We start from the raw sequence: 17,958 nt of genomic DNA on the forward strand, positions 1-17,958 counted from the left end.
AAGAAAAACCCCCAGCACCTGCGCACTGGGGGTTTTCAATTTGGTGGTCGTAGGTGGACTTGAACCACCGACATCAGCATTATGAATGCTGCGCTCTAACCAACTGAGCTATACGACCGAAGCCGCAGATTATAGAACAAATTTTATTGGTGGGTGAAGTTGGCAGGTCGCTTGTTCATAAAAGCATCCATCCCTTCCTTTTGGTCCTGGGTGGCGAACAGTGCGTGGAACAGGCGGCGCTCGAACATGACGCCGTCGCTCAAAGTGCCCTCGAAGGCGCGGTTGACCGACTCCTTGGCCGCCATCACGGCGATCTGCGAGAACCCGGCAACGATGATGGCGGCGCCCAGCGCCTCGTCCATGAGCTTGTCGAAAGACACCACGCGGCTGACGAGTCCGGCGCGTTCCGCCTCCACGGCGTCCATCATGCGGCCGGTCAACGCCATGTCCATGGCCTTGGATTTGCCCACGGCGCGGGGCAAGCGCTGCGTGCCGCCCGCTCCGGGGATCACGCCCAGCTTGATCTCGGGTTGGCCGAACTTGGCCGTGTCCGACGCAATGATGAAATCGCACATCATCGCCAGCTCACACCCGCCACCCAGCGCAAAACCGCTCACCGCGGCGATAACGGGCTTGCGGATGGAACGGATGGCTTCCCAGTTGCGGGTGATGTAGTCACCCTTGTAGGTGTCCGCAAAGCTGTACTTGGCCATGGCACCAATATCGGCACCGGCGGCAAATGCTTTTTCGCTACCCGTGATGATGATGCAGCCGATCTTTTCGTCCGCGTCGAAGTCTTTGAGCGCCGTGCCCAACTCGTTCATGAGCTGATCGTTGAGCGCATTGAGTTGTTTGGGGCGGTTGAGCGTGATGACGCCGACCTTGTCCGCTTCGACGCGAACCTCGATGGTTTCGTAGGCCATGAAATCTCCTGGTTTGTGGTTTGTTATGAAGGCACGAAGAAATATACCGAAGCGCGTTGGGGCTGGGTGTGGCTTAAGTCAACCAGCGAGCCAATGCGGTAGCGTCTGTGGCTGACAAGCTGATGGTGTCGGGCTGCGGCAAGGGCAACCGTGTGGTTGCCTTGGATGCTGCCTTCTGCGCTGTCGCATGTTTTTGTGCAGCCGCCAGCTCCAAAGGCAAATGAAGAATGCGGCCATCCCGCGCCACGACAGCCGTCAGCGACGTTTCGGTGCCCGCATAAAAAGCGACGTCGTCCAACTTGCACACGCGCCATTCCTGGCCTTTGACCTCCAGCCCCAACCACTCATCACCCGGTGCCAAGCCCGCCTTCTCCGCGGCGCCACCCCGCAGCACGCTTTTGATCTGGACGCTGTGGTTTTCCGTCACGCGCAGACCCAGTCGCTGGGCCAGTTGCGGTGTCTCGGCTCTGAGGGTCACGCCGTGCGCGGCCAGCAGTGCAAGCAGAGGCAACTCCTCGGTGCTGTGTACCCATTGGTCCAGCTCCGAATCAAAAGGGCGGCCTGCCAAATCCAGAAGCACGGCGCGCAAGTCAGCCTCTTGCATGGGGCCAGCGGCGCAACGCATCCAGAGCGCGCGCATCACGTCGTCCAACGTGGTTTTGCCTTCGCGACGCAATGCCAGATCCAGACACAGCGCAACCAGTGAGCCCTTGGTGTAGTAGCTCACCGTTGCGTTGGGGGTGTTTTCATCTTGGCGGTAGTACTTGACCCAGGCATCAAAACTGGCCTGGGCGACGGTTTGTACGGCCCGGCCCGGTGTTTGAAGCACCTGGTTGATGGTCTTGGTGATGAGCTTCAGGTACGTGGCTTGGTCAATCAAGCCTGCGCGGCACAGCAGCAGATCGTCGTAGTAGCTGGTGAATCCTTCAAAAAACCACAGCAGCTCGGTGTAGTTTTCGCGGGTGTAGTCATACGACGCAAACTCAGCAGGGCGCAAGCGTTTCACATTCCAGGTGTGAAAGTATTCGTGGCTGATCAACCCCAGCAGCGTGGTGTAGCCTTCGGGCGCCTTGGCCTCGCCCACGCGGGGCAAGTCTCGGCGGCCGCAGATGAGTGCAGTGGAGTTGCGGTGCTCCAGGCCTCCGTAACCATCGCCCACGGCATTGAGCATGAACAGGTAGCTTTTGAACGGCGCCTTGCCGTCGCCATGCCAGAAGCGGATCGCCGTTTCGCAAATTTTCTGCGTGTCGGCGAGCAAGCGCTTGCCATCAAAGGAGGGCGCAGCGCCCGCCACCACAAAACGGTGGGACACGCCACCAGCGGTGAAGCGGCCCATCCAGAACAACCCCATTTCCACCGGGCAGTCCACCAGTTCGTCATATCCCGAGGCGCCATACAAGCCGAAACCGTGCTTGTCGGTTTTGACCGCTGTCAGCCCTGTGATCGCAGACCAGCCCGCCATGGCGGGTGTGCTGACGATCTCCATCGTGTGCCGCAACGTCTCCGCGCCATGTACGCGCAGGCAAAGGCTGGTGCCGTTGAAGAAACCGCGCGACGCATCCAGCCAGGCTGTGCGCACGGAGTTGTCATAGGCGCACACCGCATACGTCAGAACGAGGGGTTTGCCAGCCGCGCATTGGGCTTGCCAGCGGTGTTTGTCCAGTTGGGTCAGGGGCGTGTCGTGCTTGCCTTGCTGAGCCTTCAGTTGCTGGAGATTCTTGGAGAACTCACGCACCAGGTAGCTGCCCGGAATCCAGACCGGCAACGACACCTCCTGCAGCGCCTTCGGCTTGGCCACGGTCAGTGTGACCGTGAACAGATGGGCATTCAGGTCCGACGGTTCTATCCGGTAGTGGACGGCGGCGGGCGCAGTCTTGGAGGCAGAGGGGCGTGCAGAGGGCATGGGCGCTTGTGGAATGCTGGCGTTGCGATGGGTTCGACACACGCCCGGGACGAAAGCGCCCATCAAGGGCGCGGGGCGTTAGTTGGTCGTTGGCGAATCGCTGCTGGCCTCCGCCAAGCGCTTTTCCACATCCTGTGCACCGATGGCTCCGGGGACTCTGGTGCCATTGGCAAAGATCAAGGTGGGGGTGCCCGTGATCTTGTGCTTCTTGCCGAAAGCCAGGTTGCGTTGCAGTGCGCTAGTGTCGCAGCTTGCGGCTGCAGGTGCCTTGTCTCGGACCATGTAGTCCTGCCACGCCGCCGTCTTGTCCTTGGCGCACCAGATGTTGCGCGACTTTTCAGCCGAGTCGGGGCTCAGGATCGGATAGAGAAAAAGATAGACGGTAACGTTGTCGACGTTCTGCAAATCCCGCTCAAACCGTTTGCAGTAGCCGCAATTGGGGTCTTCAAACACGGCCACCTTGCGCTTGCCGTCGCCCCGCACGATGGTGAAGGCGTCCTTGAGCGGCAGGGCCGAGAAGTCAACGGCGGTGAGCTTGGAGATGCGATCTTCCGTCAGGTTGCGCCGCGCCTTGGTGTCGATCAGCTCGCCCTGAATCACATAGTTGCCTTTTGCGTCGGTATAGAAAAGGTCGGTGCCGATTCGCACCTCATACAGACCTTTCATGGGCGTAGGACGGACCTCGTCGATTTTGTCCATCTGCGGGATGCGTTCGGCCAAGGCCTTGCGGATATCAGATTCTTGTGCGCTTGCTGTTCCGACCAGGGAAGCAAGGCTGAGTGCGGTCAGCAGCGTAGGGATCAGTTTCATGGTGGTCTCGTTCAGTCGATCTGGTGGGCCGCAGCAATGTGCAGCGGCCCCGTGTTTTTCAGTTCATGCCCATGGCTTGGCGCGCTACAAAAGTTTTTAGCCATCCACTGCGCTCAAACCCCTTCATTCCCAAGTTGCGCAGTGATTGCCACGGCCCTTCCTGGCGCGAGAACAGTTGCTGCAGGCCGTCGGTCGCCAGGCCCATCGCCAGCACAGCTGCCTTTCGCTCGCGCTCATAGCGCCGTAGCAACCGCAGGTCCCCGACGCTGCGCCAGTAGTCCCGCCGCTGCAGCACATCCGCCAGTGCCTGCGCGTCAGCCAACCCCAGATTCAGCCCCTGGCCTGCAAGGGGGTGTACGTTATGGGCTGCATCCCCCGCCAGCGCCCAGTTGCGCGGGTTTTTGCCTGCCGCTGGGCCCATGCCGCACCATCGGCTCGCTGTGGCCAGCTGTAGCGGCCAAGTAGCGCGCTCGGCACACAGGGTCAATGCACCCAGATCACCCTGGCTGGCGGCCCGCAATTTTTCGGCAAACGCCTCGGGCGAAAGTCCCATCAGCGAATCTACGTGGTCCTGCATGACGGACCATACAACAGCCACAGAGTTCCCCTCGGCCCCTTCGAGTGGCAGAAAAGCCAGAATTCCATCGGCTGAAAACCACTGCCGGGCCGTTTGCCCATGGGGGCGTTCGCAGCGCAGCCGCGTGGCGACGGCATGTTGTGCATAGGGCGTTACGTCAAAGTCCACGCCAAATTCCGCCCGCGTGCTGCTGGCGCGGCCCTCGCACACCACCGTCAGAGCGGCTGAGACCGGGGCATCCACGACTTCCACCTGGGGTTGATAGCGCACCGCTTCGGCCAGCCGGGCCTCCAGCGCAGGCACATCCACAATCCAGGCCAGCGCGTCTACGCGTTGGTCTGCGGCGTCAAAATGCACGGCCCCGTCCCGGTCACCCAGCACCTGCATGTGTTTGACCGCGGTGGCATGTTCTGCATCGGGCCAGCTGCGCAGCGATTCCAGCAGCTGGCGCGACGCCATGTTCAGCGCGTAGGCCCGAACATCCGCAACGGCTGGACTTGGGGTGCCTGGGGCCTGCACCAGGGCCACTTTCAGTCGGTCCCGCGCCAGCAGGAGCGCCAGGGTTTTGCCCACAATGCCAGCGCCGCGGATACAAATATCAAAGTTTTGGGCCATGCGAGGCATTGTAGGAGGGGTCTTACGCACCCCGCGCCGCAGTGCAGAATTGCGGTTCCCACCTGTATGGCCATTTTGAGGAGCACCCTGGCGTGAGTTTCAACCCCGATTCCGATCTGTCTGGCACCATTGCGCGTTTGTTCGTGTATCCCGTCAAGTCCTGTGCGGGCATTGAGGTGCAGCAAGCGCTGTTGACCGACACCGGTCTGGACCTTGACCGAGCCTGGATGGTGGTCGACGCCCGCGGCATGTTCTTGACCCAACGCACGCTGCCCCGGATGGCTTTGATTCAGCCTCAACTCAAAACTGAGGAAATGGTTTTGCGTGCACCCGGCATGCTCGCCTTGCACGTGGCCATTGATGCCGTGGAAGCACCGGCCACCGTGACGGTGTGGCGTGACACCGTGCCCGCCTGGGACATGGGGGCCGTGGCTGCGCAGTGGTTTACGGACTTTTTGGGTCAGCCTTGTCGCCTGGTCCGTTTTGACCCTGAGCACCAGCGGTTGTCCAGCATGGAGTGGACTGGAGGCATTGAGGCGCCGAACCAGTTTGCGGACGGCTTCCCGATTCTGGTGGCCAGCGAGGCGTCGATGGAGGAACTCAACGGGCGCATGCTGGCGGCAGGGCACGCTGCGGTCCGCATTGAGAGGTTTCGACCCAATGTAGTGCTTGCCGGGGTGGGCGCACACGACGAAGACCGGGTGGACCTGATCCGCGTCGATGGCGGGGCCGAGGGTGAAGTCCATTTGCAGCCCGTAAAGCCCTGTGCGCGCTGCCCCATACCCAACATCGACCCCGCAACCGCACAGAGCGACCCAGCGGTGGGAGATCTGTTGCGCACATACCGCCAGGACAAGCGGCTGGATGGCGCCATCACGTTTGGCATGAATGCCATTGTTCGGCAGGGCGCAGGCCAAATGCTGCGTGTGGGCCAGCGTATCGGGGCGGATTTGCGCTTTGACTGACAGCCCAAACGGAGCGCTCCGGAGGGCTTGGCTGTTGGGCCCGTAAAATAGGCGGTTTGTCTCCGAATTCCAGAAAGCCCTGCCATGAGCCTCCAATGCGGCATCGTGGGCCTGCCCAACGTCGGCAAGTCCACCCTTTTCAACGCGCTGACCAAGGCCGGCATCGCCGCCGAAAACTATCCGTTCTGCACCATTGAGCCCAACACGGGCGTGGTCGAGGTGCCTGATCCGCGCCTGCAGCAGCTCGCTGACATCATCACGCCTGAACGCATCGTTCCGGCCATTGTTGAGTTCGTCGACATCGCCGGCCTGGTCGCTGGCGCCAGCACGGGCGAAGGCCTGGGCAACAAGTTCCTGGCCCACATCCGTGAAACCGATGCCACGGTGAACGTGGTGCGCTGCTTCGAAGACGACAACGTGATCCATGTGGCCGGCAAGGTCGATCCAATCTCCGACATCGAAGTCATCCAGACCGAGCTGTGCCTGGCCGATATGGCCACGGTCGAAAAGGCGTTGCACCGCCATACCAAGACGGCTCGCTCAGGCGACAAGGATTCCATCAAGCTGGTGGCGCTGCTGGAAAAGTGCCAAGCCTCACTGAATGAAAACATTCCAGTGCGTGCGCTTGAATTTAGCAAGGAAGACCTGCCGCTGGTCAAACAGTTCTCGCTCATCACCGCCAAGCCGGCGATGTTTGTTGCCAACGTGTCCGAAGACGGTTTTGAGAACAACCCCTTCCTCGACCGTCTGCGCGAGTACGCGGACAAGCAAGGTGCGCCCGTGGTAGCCATCTGCGCCAAGATCGAGGCCGAGTTGAGCGAGATGGACGACGAGGACAAAAAAATGTTCCTCGCCGAAATCGGCCAAACCGAGCCGGGCCTGGACCGCTTGATCCGCGCCGCCTACAAGCTGCTCGGTCTGCAAACCTACTTCACCGCAGGTGTGAAGGAAGTGCGCGCCTGGACCATCCGTATTGGCGACACCGGCCCCCAGGCTGCCGGCGTGATTCACGGCGACTTTGAGCGCGGGTTTATCCGCGCGCAGACCATCGCGTTCGACGACTTCATTCAGTTCAAGGGCGAACAAGGTGCCAAGGATGCGGGCAAGATGCGCGCCGAAGGCAAGGAATACGTGGTCAAGGACGGCGACGTGCTCAACTTCCTGTTCAACGTCTGATCCCATGGGCGGGACAGCGCGTTGCGCTGTGCCCGTGCCGCAAATCCCTGCCCAACCTCTGGTTGCGCAGGGATTTTTTTGACCTGTCACAGTTTCTGCGTGGTTAGTCGGCCAGTGCAGGCAATGAACCGCTAACCTCGGGGGCTCAGTGTGGTTCCCGCCCGTTGCGGCGCTACTGGAAAACACGGAGAGCGAACGTGTCAGTTCTCCGTAAGATGCGCGGGTTTGCCTGTGTCGGGTCACCGCGCCCCGACGCCCCTACACTTTCGGTAAACAGCCACCCGCACAACCCAGGCCGCCGCCTGCCCCTTTATGCTCTTTGGACGCAAAAATCCATTTTCGGCCACGGACGCCTTTCCCCTGTCCGACGCCGTCATGGAGTTCGACGACTCGTCCACGGCCGTGGTGCGTCCCGCTCGCCGCGCCTTGGACGGATTCGGCGCGCGTCCTCATCAGCCCACCTCGGGCAAGGAGTGGCTGGCCACGGTGGGGTTGATTGGCCTCTACAGCGGCGCGTTGATCGTTTTCTGGGTGCTGGGCATGGTGGATGCCGAAGTGGTCGGGGTGCTTGCCGCCATGATCGCGGTGGGCTGTGCGGGCTTCTGGATCGTTTTGAATGCGGGCCTGGTTCAGAAAATCCGGCTTCGGCACCTCAAACTGGCCATTGTCTCCGCAGCCTTGGCGGGCATGCTGGCGGTGTTTTATCTGGCACCGGTCACGCAGATCCTTCTCACGCCCTTTACCTTTGTGGCGGTGGCTTACGGCATTTTTACGGTGCCACGGCGCACGTTGCTGGCCTTAGCCGTCGGTATCTTGCTGGCCTACGCCGTGGTCGTGTGGCTGCACTACGTCGAGCAGAACAACGCAGCGTTGCTGCGGCTGGAGGCGCTGCACCTGTTGGCACTGGTGGTGTCGCTGCCAGCGTTCATCGTGCTCATGGGCAAGGTGCAGCGGCTGTACCGGAGCCTCTACCAGGCCAGCCGAAAAATCAAGAACATCCAGGAAGACGCGCAGCGCGACACGCTGGTGGGTTGTTTCAACCGCAGGTACGTGCTGGCGGCCCTGGAAGAGCAAAAGCAGCTGGCGGACGAAAGCGGTATTCCGCTGTGTCTGGCCGTGCTCGACATTGACCATTTCAAACGCATCAATGACGAGTTGGGCCACCTGGGGGGCGACGAGGTACTGCGCACTTTTGCGCGCATCGCGCAACAGGGCGTGCGGGGTGGGGACGTGTTCGGGCGCTATGGTGGCGAGGAATTTTTGCTCATTTTCCCTGGCACCTCGCTGCTGCCCGCGCTCAATACCTGCGAACGCATCCGCGCCCAAGTCGAAACCTACGCCTGGACCGGGCTGTTGAAAGGGCGGGTCACCGTCTCGATTGGAGTGACGCAGTATGTGCTGGGCGAGTCCGTGCTGGAATTCTTCTCACGCGCGGACACAGCCATGTACATGGCCAAGGAAGGCGGGCGCAATCAGGTGGTAGTGGAAGAGCCCGTGACCAAAGACGATTCGCAGCTCTCGGAGCCGAGTGCGCACGCGTTTCTGTAGCTTTGCCGGACTGCGGCACTTGCTGCGCTACACCGCCATTTGTCCCGGCATGAAATACAGCAACACACTGGTCATGAACAGGTAACGGAAGAACTTGCCCACTGCCATGTAGGCCAGGCAAGGCCAGAACGGCAGCTTGAGCCAGCCGGCCACGGCACACAACGGGTCGCCCACCACCGGCAGCCAGCTCAGCAGGCAGGCCTTGGCGCCAAAACGTTTGAGCCAGTTGAGCGCCCGCACATCGGTCTGATAGCCGCGCGCCTTGTCCACCACCTTGTGCGCGCCCAGGCCCATCCACCAGCTCACGCCGCCGCCCAGGGTGTTGGCCACCGTGGCCACCAGGATGGCGGGCCAGAAGAGTTCGGGGTTGATTTTGATCAGCCCGAACACGGCGGGCTCTGAACCCAGCGGCAGCAGCGTGGCCGAGACGAATGACACGACAAAAACCGTGCTCAGACCAAACTGCGGCAGCGCCAGCCACTGCAGCAGCTGATGCATCCATATTTCCCAGATTTCCATAAGCGGCGAGTGTAGGCCCGGGCAGGAGGCGATCGGGACGCAGAGGGAGCTGTCCTACACCGGTCCGCGGCATGCGCGCATGGCCCGGCACACGGCGTATTTGTATCGTGAAGCAACAACACCTTCATACCCCCACCGGGAGGTCCCCATGTTCTTCGCCCACCACCACATCGCTCCTCAAAAAACGACCGCGCACAGCACAGGCACTTCCCCAGCGCGCTTCCCGCGAACCGCTCGCGGCGGGGCCGTGGTGGTTGCGTTGTTGCTGGCAGCCTGTGCGCACAGTCCCAAGGCGGCCGTGGCAACCCCAGGTGTGGATGAGGTACAGGCGGTCAGCATCAGCAGCGCTTCCGGGTGCCGCGAAACACCCGTGGCGCGTGCCGCGTTGCAGAACATCACCCAGGAGCTGCGCGCACAAGGCATGGCGCTCAAGGCCCATTGCCAGGTGGCGAGCGGTGGTTGGGTGGTTCAAGTGCAAGTGACCGATGGCGCAAAAGCGAGCACGGTGGTGCGGGGGCCACTGGCAGACGGGCATGACGTGGACATGGGCACACCCGCGGGGGTGCAGCTGGCAGGCGCACCCACTGCGGCCGGTGGTTTTTCGCCCGATGTGCAGCACAACCGCCAGTGGTTGCACGCGGTGATGGCGCGCCACCAGTTTGACAACTTGCCGGACGCCTGGTGGCATTTTGCGCAGCGGGGCACAGCGCCAGCGCAGGCCAGCGAAACAGATCTGGCTGCCCGCTAAAAGCATTCCGCGCCAGAGCCGCAGTGCTCATGAGTAACAACACTGCGGGGCGTTGATGGGTCGGGCGAAGGGCGTGAATTTCAGCCTGCAAAACATTTCAACTGCTGAAATTTTGAGCAGGTACAATCCCGCCTCCTTTTTCAGCAATCGCTGCTGCCCCCATCCCGCTCCCTTTTCATGCACATCGGCCACATTCCTTTGGCGAACCGGTTGTTCGTTGCCCCGATGGCGGGCGTCACTGACCGGCCGTTTCGCCAGCTGTGCAAAGAACTGGGGGCAGGGTATGCGGTCAGCGAGATGGTGACCTCGCGCAAGGATTTGTGGAACAGCCTCAAGACCTCGCGCCGGGCCAACCATGAAGGGGAGCCGGGGCCCATTGCCGTGCAGATCGCCGGCACCGATGCACCGATGATGGCCGAGGCGGCGGTCTACAACGTGGAACGCGGCGCGCAGATCATCGACATCAACATGGGCTGCCCGGCCAAAAAGGTGTGCAACAAGTGGGCGGGCTCCGCGCTGATGCAGAACGAAGCCCTGGCGGTGGAAATTGCCGCGGCAGTGGTCGAGGCCTGCGCGCCTTTCAATGTGCCTGTCACGCTGAAGATGCGCACCGGCTGGTGCCAGGAGCACAAGAACGCCGTGGCGCTCGCAAAGCAGTTTGAATCCGTCGGCATCCAGATGCTCACCGTACATGGCCGCACGCGGGAGCAGGGCTACAAAGGTTTTGCGGAGTACGACACCATCGCGGCCGTCAAGGCCGCAGTGAAGGTGCCCGTGGTGGCCAATGGCGACATCACCTCGCCCGAGAAGGCGCGTGATGTGCTGGCCGCTACTGGCGCCGACGCGATCATGATCGGCCGCGCCGCCCAGGGTCGACCGTGGATCTTCCGCGAGATCGGCCACTTTCTGGCCACGGGTGAACATCTGGCGCCACCCCTGGTGGCCGAGGTGCGCCGCCTGCTGCTGGACCACCTGCAAGACCACTACCGTCTGTACGGCGAGCTGACCGGGGTGCGCAGTGCGCGCAAGCACATTGCGTGGTACCTGCGCGCACTGCCGGGCGGCGAGGCCTTGCGGGCACACATCAATACGATTGACGACTGCACCACGCAGTGGCAGGCCGTGGCCGACTATCTGGATGCCCTGGGGCAACAGATGGACCGGCTGCCGGTGGCCACCGACGTGGGCGCAAACACAGAAGAACAAGAGGGATTGGCTGCATGAGCAAGAAACACATAGAAGAATGCGTGCGCGAGAGCCTGCAGGGCTACTTTCGCGACCTGGGCGGCGAGACGCCCGATGGCATGTACGACATGCTGGTGCGTGTGGTTGAAAAGCCGCTGCTGGAGGTGGTGATGACCCACGCCGACAACAACCAGTCGCGCGCAGCCGAATGGCTGGGTCTGAACCGCAACACCCTGCGCAAGAAGCTGGTCGAGCACAAGCTGCTCTAGCACTGACGGGTCACTAACTATCAAATTTATAGCTGCTAGCGCTTGATGGATAAGCGCTGGAGCCTGTTTTTATTCAAAACCTCCGCACCACCACCATGAACGCACTCCTCTCCGTCTCCGACAAGACCGGCATCGTCGAATTTGCGCAAGCCCTGCACGCGCTGGGCATCAAGCTCTTGTCCACCGGCGGCACCGCCAAGCTGCTGGCCGACAAGGGCTTGCCCGTGACCGAGGTGGCCGAGGTCACGCAGTTCCCCGAGATGCTGGACGGCCGCGTGAAGACCCTGCACCCCAAGGTGCACGGCGGCCTGCTGGCCCGCCGCGAGTTGCCCGAACACATGGCAGCGCTGAAGGCACACGGCATCGACATCATCGACCTGCTGGTGGTCAACCTCTACCCGTTTGAAGCCACCGTGGCCAAGGCCGGTTGCACGCTGGCCGACGCCATCGAGAACATCGACATCGGCGGCCCCGCCATGGTGCGCAGTGCCGCCAAGAACTGGAAGGACGTGGGCGTGATCACCTCGGCCGACCAGTACGACGCCGTGTTGGCTGAACTCAAGGCCGGTGGCAAGCTGTCGGACAAGCTGCGCTTTGCGCTGTCGGTGGCGGCGTTCAACCGCATCGCCCAGTACGACGGTGCTATCAGCGACTACCTGTCGTCCGTCACGTTCGAAGAAGAGAAACTGTCAGAAACCTACGTACCCACGCGCGCCCAGTTCGCGGGCCAGAGCAACGGCATCTTCACCAAGGTGCAGGACCTGCGCTACGGCGAGAACAGCCACCAGCAGGCCGCGCTGTATCGCGACCTCTACCCCGCACCCGGCTCGCTCGTCACGGGCGTGCAGCTGCAGGGCAAGGAGCTGAGCTACAACAACATCGCCGATGCCGACGCTGCCTGGGAATGTGTGAAGAGCTTTGAGGCCCCGGCCTGCGTGATCGTCAAGCACGCCAACCCCTGCGGCGTGGCCGTGGGCCTGGATGCGCTGGACAGCTACAGCAAGGCCTTCCAGACCGACCCCACCAGCGCCTTTGGCGGCATCATCGCCTTCAACCGCCCGGTCGATGGCAATGCGGCGCAGCAGATCTCCAAGCAGTTTGTCGAAGTGCTGATGGCGCCTGACTTCACGGCCGAAGCGCTGGAAGTGTTCAAGGCCAAGGCCAATGTGCGCCTGCTCAAGATCGCACTGCCAGCCCACGGCGGTCAAACCGACTGGGCGCGTGGCCGCAATGCCATGGACGCCAAGCGCATCGGCTCCGGCCTGCTGCTGCAGACGGCTGACAACCACGAGCTGTCGCTCATCGACCTCAAGGTGGTGACGCAAAAGCAGCCCACGCTGGAGCAGATGGAAGACCTGCTGTTCGCCTGGAAGGTCGCCAAGTACGTCAAGAGCAACGCCATCGTGTTCTGCAAGGGCGGCATGACCATGGGTGTGGGCGCTGGCCAGATGAGCCGCCTGGATTCCGCCCGCATCGCGAGCATCAAGGCGGGCCATGCAAATCTGTCGCTGCAAGGCACCGTGGTGGCCAGCGACGCGTTCTTCCCCTTCCGTGACGGCCTCGACGTGGTGGTCGATGCAGGCGCTACCTGCGTGATCCAGCCCGGTGGTTCCATGCGCGACAACGAGGTGATTGACGCTGCCAACGAGCGCGGCGTGGCGATGGTGTTCAGTGGCGTGCGGCACTTCAGGCATTGAGTACAACCCCCTGAGTCGCTTCGCGCCTTCCCCCTTCTCTCGAATTGCTGCGCAATTCGGGAAGGGGGACACCGCCAGCGCGGCGGGGCGGCCCTTGCGCGGCGGTCGCTGGCTTAGGTCACGCCTAGGTTGAGATCATGTGGGGGCTAAAAAACTTAGCCTTTTTGGCCTCTAGCGCTTATCTATCAAGCGCTGATAGCTATGAATTTTGATTTTTTGAACTGGTCAGTGCCGCTGCACCGCAAAGTCCAGCGGCAAGCCCACATAGTTCTCTGCCAATGACGTCGACGCCGCGCGCGAGTTCACCAGATAGTCCAGCTCGGCCTCCTGGATTTTCTGGCCGAATTCGCCGGTTTCTGGAAAGCGGTGCATCAGCGAGGTGAACCACCACGAGAACCGCTCGGCGCGCCACACGCGACGCAAGCAGCGGTCGGAGTAGGTGTCGATGCCCACGGCGGACTTCTCTTGGTAGAACTCGGTCAGTGCGGTCCACAGGTAACCCACGTCGCTGGCGGCCAGGTTCAGCCCCTTGGCACCTGTGGGTGGCACGATGTGCGCCGCGTCGCCCGCCAGGAACATGCGGCCAAATCGCATGGGCTCCGCCACAAAGCTGCGCAGCGGGGCAATGCTCATCTCCAGCGCCGGGCCCGTGACCAAGTTGGCGCGTGCCTCGGGGTCCAGGCGGTTGCCCAGCTCGGTCCAGAACTGGGCAATGGTCCAGTTCTCGATCTTGTCGGTGCTGGGCACCTGCACGTAGTAGCGGCTGCGCGTGGCGCTGCGCATGCTGCACAGCGCAAAGCCGCGTTCGGTGTTGGCATAAATCAGTTCGTGCGACACGGGCGGCACATCGGCCAGCACGCCCAGCCAGCCGAAGGGGTAAACGCGTTCGTAAGTCTTTAGCAGGTCGGCCGGGGCGCTGGCGCGGCACACGCCGTGGTAGCCGTCACAGCCCGCGATGAAGTCGCAGGCCAGCTCGTGGGTCTGTCCATCTTTCTCGTACGTCACGCGCGGCTGCTGGCCGTCAAAGTCTTGCACGCTCACGTTCTGCGCGTCGTACACCGTGGTCAGCCCGGCAGCGGAGCGGGCGTCCATCAGGTCGCGGGTCACTTCGGTCTGGCCGTACACCGTCACGCGGCTGCCGCCCGTCAGCGCGTGCAGATCAATGCGGTGGCGCGCGCCTTTGAACAGCAGCTCGATGCCGTCGTGGGGCAGGCCTTCTGCCTGCGCGCGGGCGCCGACCCCCGCCTGGTCCAGCAGGTCCATGCTGACCTGCTCCAGCACCCCGGCGCGGATGCGGCCCAGCACGTAGTCGGGGCTGCGCTGTTCGATGATGACGGCGTCGATGCCGGACCTGTAAAGCAACTGGCCGAGCAGCAGCCCGGCGGGGCCTGCGCCAATGATGGCAACCTGTGTACGCATGTCTCTGTACCTCGTGATGGATCGGAAAGACCGGGGAAACAACCAGGTTGAGCGTAGGTGCCGGGGCGTCCGTAAGCCAGTGGCTTCGGGGGATAGCGTGCGAATAACAAAGTGCTTGTGCGATGATCGCGCAGTTATTGATGTGCGTCCTGTGCGCGCGTCACGTATCAGCGGTTGGTCTCTCCCCTTGCAGCCGTCACCACCCTGCAGGTTTTGCGGCCCTGCTGAAGGAGCAACAACACCCATGGCCACTGTCCCCATTGCAAAGTCCGATCTCATCGAAGGCATGGCCAAGGGCATGGCCGTGCTGGAGAGTTTTGACACCGAGCGCCAGCGCCTGAACGCCTCGCTGGCCGCGCAGCGAACGGGCCTGACGCGGGCCGCTGCCCGCAGGCACCTGCTGACGCTGGCGCACCTGGGGTATCTGGAGACAGATGGCAGCTACTTCTGGCTGGCACCCAAGGTGCTGCGTTTTTCCGGCAGCTACCTCGCGTCGGCCCGGCTGCCGCGCGTGTTGCAGCCCACGCTGAACCGGCTGGCGGCGCAGACGCAGCAGTCCTTCTCGGCCGTGGTTCTGGATGGGGATGAGGTGGTGATCGTGGCGCGCAGCGGGGTGTACGGCGCGCCGTCACGCACGATGGCCTATGGGCTGCACCTGGGCGCACGGCTGCCAGCGCACCCGACATCCACGGGCCGGGTGTTGCTGGCGGCGTTGCCCGCAGCGCAGTTCTCAGAGTGGCTCAAGACCTGCACGCTGCAGCGGCTGACGCCGCAGACCATCACGCAACTGGGCGCGCTGCGCAAGGTGGTGGCGCAGGCCCGGCGCGACGATTGTTGTCTGGCGGTGGAAGAGCACGAGCTGGGCGTGCACGCGCTGGCCGTGCCGCTGCGCAATCTGCAGGGCCAGACGGTGGCGGCGCTCAACGTTGTGGCGTCGCCCCAGCAGGTGCAGGCGCAAACCCTGCAGCGCGACATGCTGCCGCTGCTGCAGGAGGCCGCCCGCGAGTTGCGGGGGCTGTTGTGAACGAATCAGCGAATCTGGCGCGCGAAAACATCCATCCAATTGCTTGATGGGGTACTTGCCTCAGATAGATCGTTCGCCCTGAGCCTGCCTGCCCTGAGCGTGACGAAGGGCCAAGGGCTGTTCGCAAAAAGCCCTGGCTTCGACAGGCTCAGCCCGAACGGACAGGGGCAAGTCTGAGACAGGTAAAAAATCAGGTCAAATTAGCCTCTAGCGCTTGATGGTAAAGCGTTAGTAGCTATTATTTTGATAATTCTTTGAACACTTCGCGCGCGGCCGCCACGGTGGTCGCAATGTCGGCTGCGGTGTGGGCTGAGCTGACAAAACCCGCCTCGTACAGCGCAGGCGCTATATAGATACCGCGGTCCAGCAGGCCGTGGAACAACTGGTTAAAACGCGCATTGTCGGTCTTGAGCACCTGGGCGTAGTTCTGGGGCAGCTCGGGCAGCAGGAAGAAACCGAACATGCCGCCTTCGCAGTCAGCGCTGAAGGGCACGCCTTCGGCCGCGGCCGCCGCCGCCAGCCCGTCGACCAGGGAACGGGTGCTGGCCGACAGTGCGTCAAAGAAGCCGGGCTTCTTGATCTCGCGCAGCGTGGCCAGCCCGCAGGCCGTGGCCACCGGGTTGCCCGACAGCGTGCCGGCCTGGTACACGGCGCCCAGCGGGGCCAAGTGTTCCATGATGGCGCGCGGGCCGCCGAAGGCCGCCAGCGGCATGCCACCGCCGATCACCTTGCCCAGCACCGTGATGTCGGGTTTGAAGCCGGGGATGCTTTTGGCGTACACGCTTTGCGCGCTGCCCAAGGCCACGCGGAAACCCGTCATCACTTCGTCGAACACCAGCAGCGCGCCGTATTCGGTGCACAGTTCGCGGCAACGCTTCATGAACGGCACGCTGGCGCGCACCAGGTTCATGTTGCCCGCGATGGGCTCGATCATCACGCAGGCCAGTTCCTTGCCGTACAGGGCGAAGGCTTCTTCCAGCTGGGCGACGTTGTTGTATTCAAGTACCAGGGTGTGTTGCACCACTTCGGGTGGCACGCCCGCGCTGGTGGCGTTGCCGAACGTGGCCAGGCCCGAGCCCGCCTTGACCAGCAGTGAGTCGGCATGGCCGTGGTAGCAGCCTTCGAACTTGATGAATTTGCTGCGGCCTGTGGCGCCGCGCGCCAGGCGGATGGCGCTCATGCCGGCTTCGGTGCCCGAGCTGACGAGGCGGATCATTTCCATCGACGGCACAAGGCTCAGGATTTCCTCGGCCAGCTCCACCTCCCGTTCGGTCGGTGCGCCAAAGCTGAAGCCTTCGAGCGCCGCAGCTTGCACGGCTTCGAGCACGGCGGGGTGGCCGTGGCCCAGGATCATCGGGCCCCAGGACCCGATGTAATCAATAAAACGCTGGTCGTTGGCGTCCCAGAAGTAGGCGCCTTTAGCGCGCTTCACAAAACGGGGCGTGCCACCCACCGCCTTGAAGGCCCGCACGGGCGAGTTGACGCCGCCGGGGATGAGCGCTTTGGCGCGTTCGAACAGGGGGATGTTGAGGTCAGTGCTTGGTGTCATGGGGGGGCATCACAAAGCCTTCCAGGGCCTGTGCTTCATCAATCATGGGTTCGTCGTCGTCGCCGCCCGCTTCGTCTTCGTCAGGCAGGGCCCAGAACATGCGATCGGGCACGATGTGCCCCATGCCGGGGCGAAAGCCCGCGTCAAGGCAGCGGTCGAGGTAGCCCAGTGCTTCGCTGGTGGCTTCGCCCAGGTCGTTGCCGCTGGCCACCAGGGCGGTGAGGGCGGCCGACAGGGTGTCGCCCGCGCCCGAGAACGTGGCATCGAACAGTTCGAACTTGCCGCTGCCGATGACCGTCTGGGGCGACGCCAGGACGTTCTCAACAAACTGTTCGGGCAGCGGGATGCCGGTCACCAATGTGTAGGGCACGCCCATTTCGGATGCGGCACGGGCGATGTCGCGCGCGGTGGGGCTGCGGTCGCCGGTCCAGTCGGGCAACAGCCAGCGCCACAGCGTACTGTGGTTTCCAACCAACACCGAGGTCTGCGGTAACAACAATTCCCGGAAGGCGTCCAGGTACTCGTCGATCAGCTCTTCACGCCACCAGGAGAGGTTGGGCATGTACGCTATCACCGGAACTTCGTCATAGTCTGTCGTTATTTCGGCAATGGTGCTGATGTTCTCGGGGCTGCCCACAAAACCGATCTTGATGGCCTGGACCGGCAGGTCCTCCAGCACGGCCCGGGCCTGCTCGGCTACGGCCTCGTCGTCAAAGCTGAAGTGGTCAAAAATCTCTGCCGTATCGCGGGCGTAAGCGCCGGTGACGACCGCAATCGGATGTCCGCCAACGGACGCAATGGTGGTGATGTCAGCGGTCAGTCCGCCTGCTCCGCTGGGGTCGCTGGCATTGAAGACCAGAACGCAGGCCGGGCTGGCATCCTCCGCGTCTTCATCGTCAATATCGGTGATTTCTGAGGGGGGGAGGGGGGCTTTGATGGTCATGGACCAGTTCCTGCTAGATGGGTGGCACAGAAGCTGCAGGCGGCTGAGATGACTAGATACAATCGTTGCATTCTATGTGAAGGCCCTT

Annotated in this window: 16 protein-coding genes and 1 tRNA gene; 8 read left to right on the forward strand and 9 right to left on the reverse strand. The window is 62.7% G+C overall.

Annotated elements, in window-relative coordinates:
• Nucleotides 1-41 precede the first annotated feature (41 nt).
• From ACK41V_RS01820 to ACK41V_RS01840, 5 genes are all read right to left on the reverse strand, one after another.
• Nucleotides 42-118 (reverse strand) — tRNA-Met (locus ACK41V_RS01820).
• A 25-nt stretch (nucleotides 119-143) separates the two neighbouring features.
• Nucleotides 144-923: an enoyl-CoA hydratase gene (locus ACK41V_RS01825; protein ID WP_409776979.1), complete on the reverse strand. Its 780-nt coding sequence runs from the start codon at nucleotides 921-923 to the stop codon at nucleotides 144-146.
• Nucleotides 924-996: 73 nt separating this feature from the next.
• Nucleotides 997-2,826 carry a M61 family metallopeptidase gene (locus ACK41V_RS01830; protein ID WP_409776981.1) on the reverse strand — a complete coding sequence of 610 codons (1,830 nt, stop codon included), beginning with the start codon at nucleotides 2,824-2,826 and terminating at the stop codon, nucleotides 997-999.
• Nucleotides 2,827-2,904: 78 nt separating this feature from the next.
• Entirely contained in the window at nucleotides 2,905-3,636 is a 732-nt protein-coding gene (locus ACK41V_RS01835) for a DsbC family protein (protein ID WP_409776984.1), read from the reverse strand.
• A 58-nt stretch (nucleotides 3,637-3,694) separates the two neighbouring features.
• A complete protein-coding gene (locus ACK41V_RS01840) occupies nucleotides 3,695-4,828 on the reverse strand; it encodes an FAD-dependent monooxygenase (RefSeq protein ID WP_409776987.1) in 1,134 nt (377 codons plus the stop codon).
• Nucleotides 4,829-4,920: 92 nt separating this feature from the next.
• Between ACK41V_RS01840 and ACK41V_RS01845 the strand changes: the two genes are divergently transcribed.
• The 3 genes from ACK41V_RS01845 to ACK41V_RS01855 all read left to right on the forward strand — a co-directional run bounded on the left by ACK41V_RS01845 (nucleotide 4,921) and on the right by ACK41V_RS01855 (nucleotide 8,517).
• Nucleotides 4,921-5,793, forward strand: a complete 873-nt coding sequence (locus tag ACK41V_RS01845) for an MOSC domain-containing protein (RefSeq protein WP_409776990.1) — start codon at nucleotides 4,921-4,923, stop codon at nucleotides 5,791-5,793.
• 84 nt (nucleotides 5,794-5,877) lie between these two features.
• On the forward strand, nucleotides 5,878-6,969 hold the full coding sequence (gene ychF, locus ACK41V_RS01850; protein ID WP_409776993.1) for a redox-regulated ATPase YchF: 1,092 nt from the start codon (nucleotides 5,878-5,880) through the stop codon (nucleotides 6,967-6,969).
• A 312-nt stretch (nucleotides 6,970-7,281) separates the two neighbouring features.
• Nucleotides 7,282-8,517, forward strand: a complete 1,236-nt coding sequence (locus ACK41V_RS01855) for a diguanylate cyclase (RefSeq protein ID WP_409776996.1) — start codon at nucleotides 7,282-7,284, stop codon at nucleotides 8,515-8,517.
• A gap of 27 nt (nucleotides 8,518-8,544) precedes the next feature.
• On the opposite strand, the gene ACK41V_RS01860 is transcribed toward ACK41V_RS01855, so the two are convergent.
• Nucleotides 8,545-9,015 (reverse strand): YqaA family protein, encoded by a 471-nt coding sequence (locus ACK41V_RS01860; protein WP_409776999.1) that lies wholly within the window; start codon nucleotides 9,013-9,015, stop codon nucleotides 8,545-8,547.
• A gap of 169 nt (nucleotides 9,016-9,184) precedes the next feature.
• Between ACK41V_RS01860 and ACK41V_RS01865 the strand changes: the two genes are divergently transcribed.
• The 4 genes from ACK41V_RS01865 to purH all read left to right on the forward strand — a co-directional run bounded on the left by ACK41V_RS01865 (nucleotide 9,185) and on the right by purH (nucleotide 12,935).
• Nucleotides 9,185-9,784: a M15 family metallopeptidase gene (locus ACK41V_RS01865; RefSeq protein ID WP_409777002.1), complete on the forward strand. Its 600-nt coding sequence runs from the start codon at nucleotides 9,185-9,187 to the stop codon at nucleotides 9,782-9,784.
• Nucleotides 9,785-9,961: 177 nt separating this feature from the next.
• A complete protein-coding gene (gene dusB / locus ACK41V_RS01870) occupies nucleotides 9,962-11,008 on the forward strand; it encodes a tRNA dihydrouridine synthase DusB (protein ID WP_409777005.1) in 1,047 nt (348 codons plus the stop codon).
• Nucleotides 11,005-11,238: a Fis family transcriptional regulator gene (locus tag ACK41V_RS01875; protein ID WP_063458953.1), complete on the forward strand. Its 234-nt coding sequence runs from the start codon at nucleotides 11,005-11,007 to the stop codon at nucleotides 11,236-11,238. Before dusB ends, ACK41V_RS01875 begins: the two co-directional genes overlap by 4 nt.
• Before the next feature lie 95 nt (nucleotides 11,239-11,333).
• Nucleotides 11,334-12,935, forward strand: coding sequence for a bifunctional phosphoribosylaminoimidazolecarboxamide formyltransferase/IMP cyclohydrolase (gene purH / locus ACK41V_RS01880; RefSeq protein ID WP_409777008.1), 1,602 nt, complete (start codon nucleotides 11,334-11,336; stop codon nucleotides 12,933-12,935).
• Between the two features lie 225 nt (nucleotides 12,936-13,160).
• Here the strand turns inward: purH and pobA are convergent, their stop codons facing one another.
• Complete coding sequence (pobA, locus tag ACK41V_RS01885) at nucleotides 13,161-14,354, reverse strand: 4-hydroxybenzoate 3-monooxygenase (RefSeq protein WP_409777011.1); 1,194 nt, start codon at nucleotides 14,352-14,354, stop codon at nucleotides 13,161-13,163.
• 244 nt (nucleotides 14,355-14,598) lie between these two features.
• On the opposite strand from pobA, the gene ACK41V_RS01890 reads away from it, so the two are divergent.
• Nucleotides 14,599-15,378 (forward strand): IclR family transcriptional regulator C-terminal domain-containing protein, encoded by a 780-nt coding sequence (locus ACK41V_RS01890; RefSeq protein WP_409777013.1) that lies wholly within the window; start codon nucleotides 14,599-14,601, stop codon nucleotides 15,376-15,378.
• 238 nt (nucleotides 15,379-15,616) lie between these two features.
• On the opposite strand, the gene hemL is transcribed toward ACK41V_RS01890, so the two are convergent.
• The gene (gene hemL / locus ACK41V_RS01895; protein ID WP_409777016.1) at nucleotides 15,617-16,927 is read right to left on the reverse strand and encodes a glutamate-1-semialdehyde 2,1-aminomutase; all 1,311 of its coding nucleotides are present in this window, start codon (nucleotides 16,925-16,927) and stop codon (nucleotides 15,617-15,619) included.
• Nucleotides 16,911-17,870: a hydroxymethylpyrimidine/phosphomethylpyrimidine kinase gene (locus ACK41V_RS01900; protein ID WP_409777019.1), complete on the reverse strand. Its 960-nt coding sequence runs from the start codon at nucleotides 17,868-17,870 to the stop codon at nucleotides 16,911-16,913. Before ACK41V_RS01900 ends, hemL begins: the two co-directional genes overlap by 17 nt.
• Between the last annotated feature and the right edge of the window lie 88 nt (nucleotides 17,871-17,958).

It is taken from the genome of Acidovorax sp., assembly GCF_046291265.1.
Lineage (GTDB): Bacteria > Pseudomonadota > Gammaproteobacteria > Burkholderiales > Burkholderiaceae_C > Acidovorax.

Coding starts and splice junctions, on each gene's coding strand:
- ACK41V_RS01900 (WP_409777019.1), bottom strand. CDS start 17,870: ATGACCATCAAAGCCCCCCTCCCCCCCTCAGAAATCACCGATATTGAC.
- ACK41V_RS01860 (WP_409776999.1), bottom strand. CDS start 9,015: ATGCATCAGCTGCTGCAGTGGCTGGCGCTGCCGCAGTTTGGTCTGAGC.
- purH (WP_409777008.1), top strand. CDS start 11,334: ATGAACGCACTCCTCTCCGTCTCCGACAAGACCGGCATCGTCGAATTT.
- dusB (WP_409777005.1), top strand. CDS start 9,962: ATGCACATCGGCCACATTCCTTTGGCGAACCGGTTGTTCGTTGCCCCG.
- hemL (WP_409777016.1), bottom strand. CDS start 16,927: ATGACACCAAGCACTGACCTCAACATCCCCCTGTTCGAACGCGCCAAA.
- pobA (WP_409777011.1), bottom strand. CDS start 14,354: ATGCGTACACAGGTTGCCATCATTGGCGCAGGCCCCGCCGGGCTGCTG.
- ACK41V_RS01840 (WP_409776987.1), bottom strand. CDS start 4,828: ATGGCCCAAAACTTTGATATTTGTATCCGCGGCGCTGGCATTGTGGGC.
- ACK41V_RS01875 (WP_063458953.1), top strand. CDS start 11,005: ATGAGCAAGAAACACATAGAAGAATGCGTGCGCGAGAGCCTGCAGGGC.
- ACK41V_RS01855 (WP_409776996.1), top strand. CDS start 7,282: ATGCTCTTTGGACGCAAAAATCCATTTTCGGCCACGGACGCCTTTCCC.
- ACK41V_RS01825 (WP_409776979.1), bottom strand. CDS start 923: ATGGCCTACGAAACCATCGAGGTTCGCGTCGAAGCGGACAAGGTCGGC.
- ACK41V_RS01865 (WP_409777002.1), top strand. CDS start 9,185: ATGTTCTTCGCCCACCACCACATCGCTCCTCAAAAAACGACCGCGCAC.
- ACK41V_RS01835 (WP_409776984.1), bottom strand. CDS start 3,636: ATGAAACTGATCCCTACGCTGCTGACCGCACTCAGCCTTGCTTCCCTG.
- ACK41V_RS01830 (WP_409776981.1), bottom strand. CDS start 2,826: ATGCCCTCTGCACGCCCCTCTGCCTCCAAGACTGCGCCCGCCGCCGTC.
- ychF (WP_409776993.1), top strand. CDS start 5,878: ATGAGCCTCCAATGCGGCATCGTGGGCCTGCCCAACGTCGGCAAGTCC.
- ACK41V_RS01890 (WP_409777013.1), top strand. CDS start 14,599: ATGGCCACTGTCCCCATTGCAAAGTCCGATCTCATCGAAGGCATGGCC.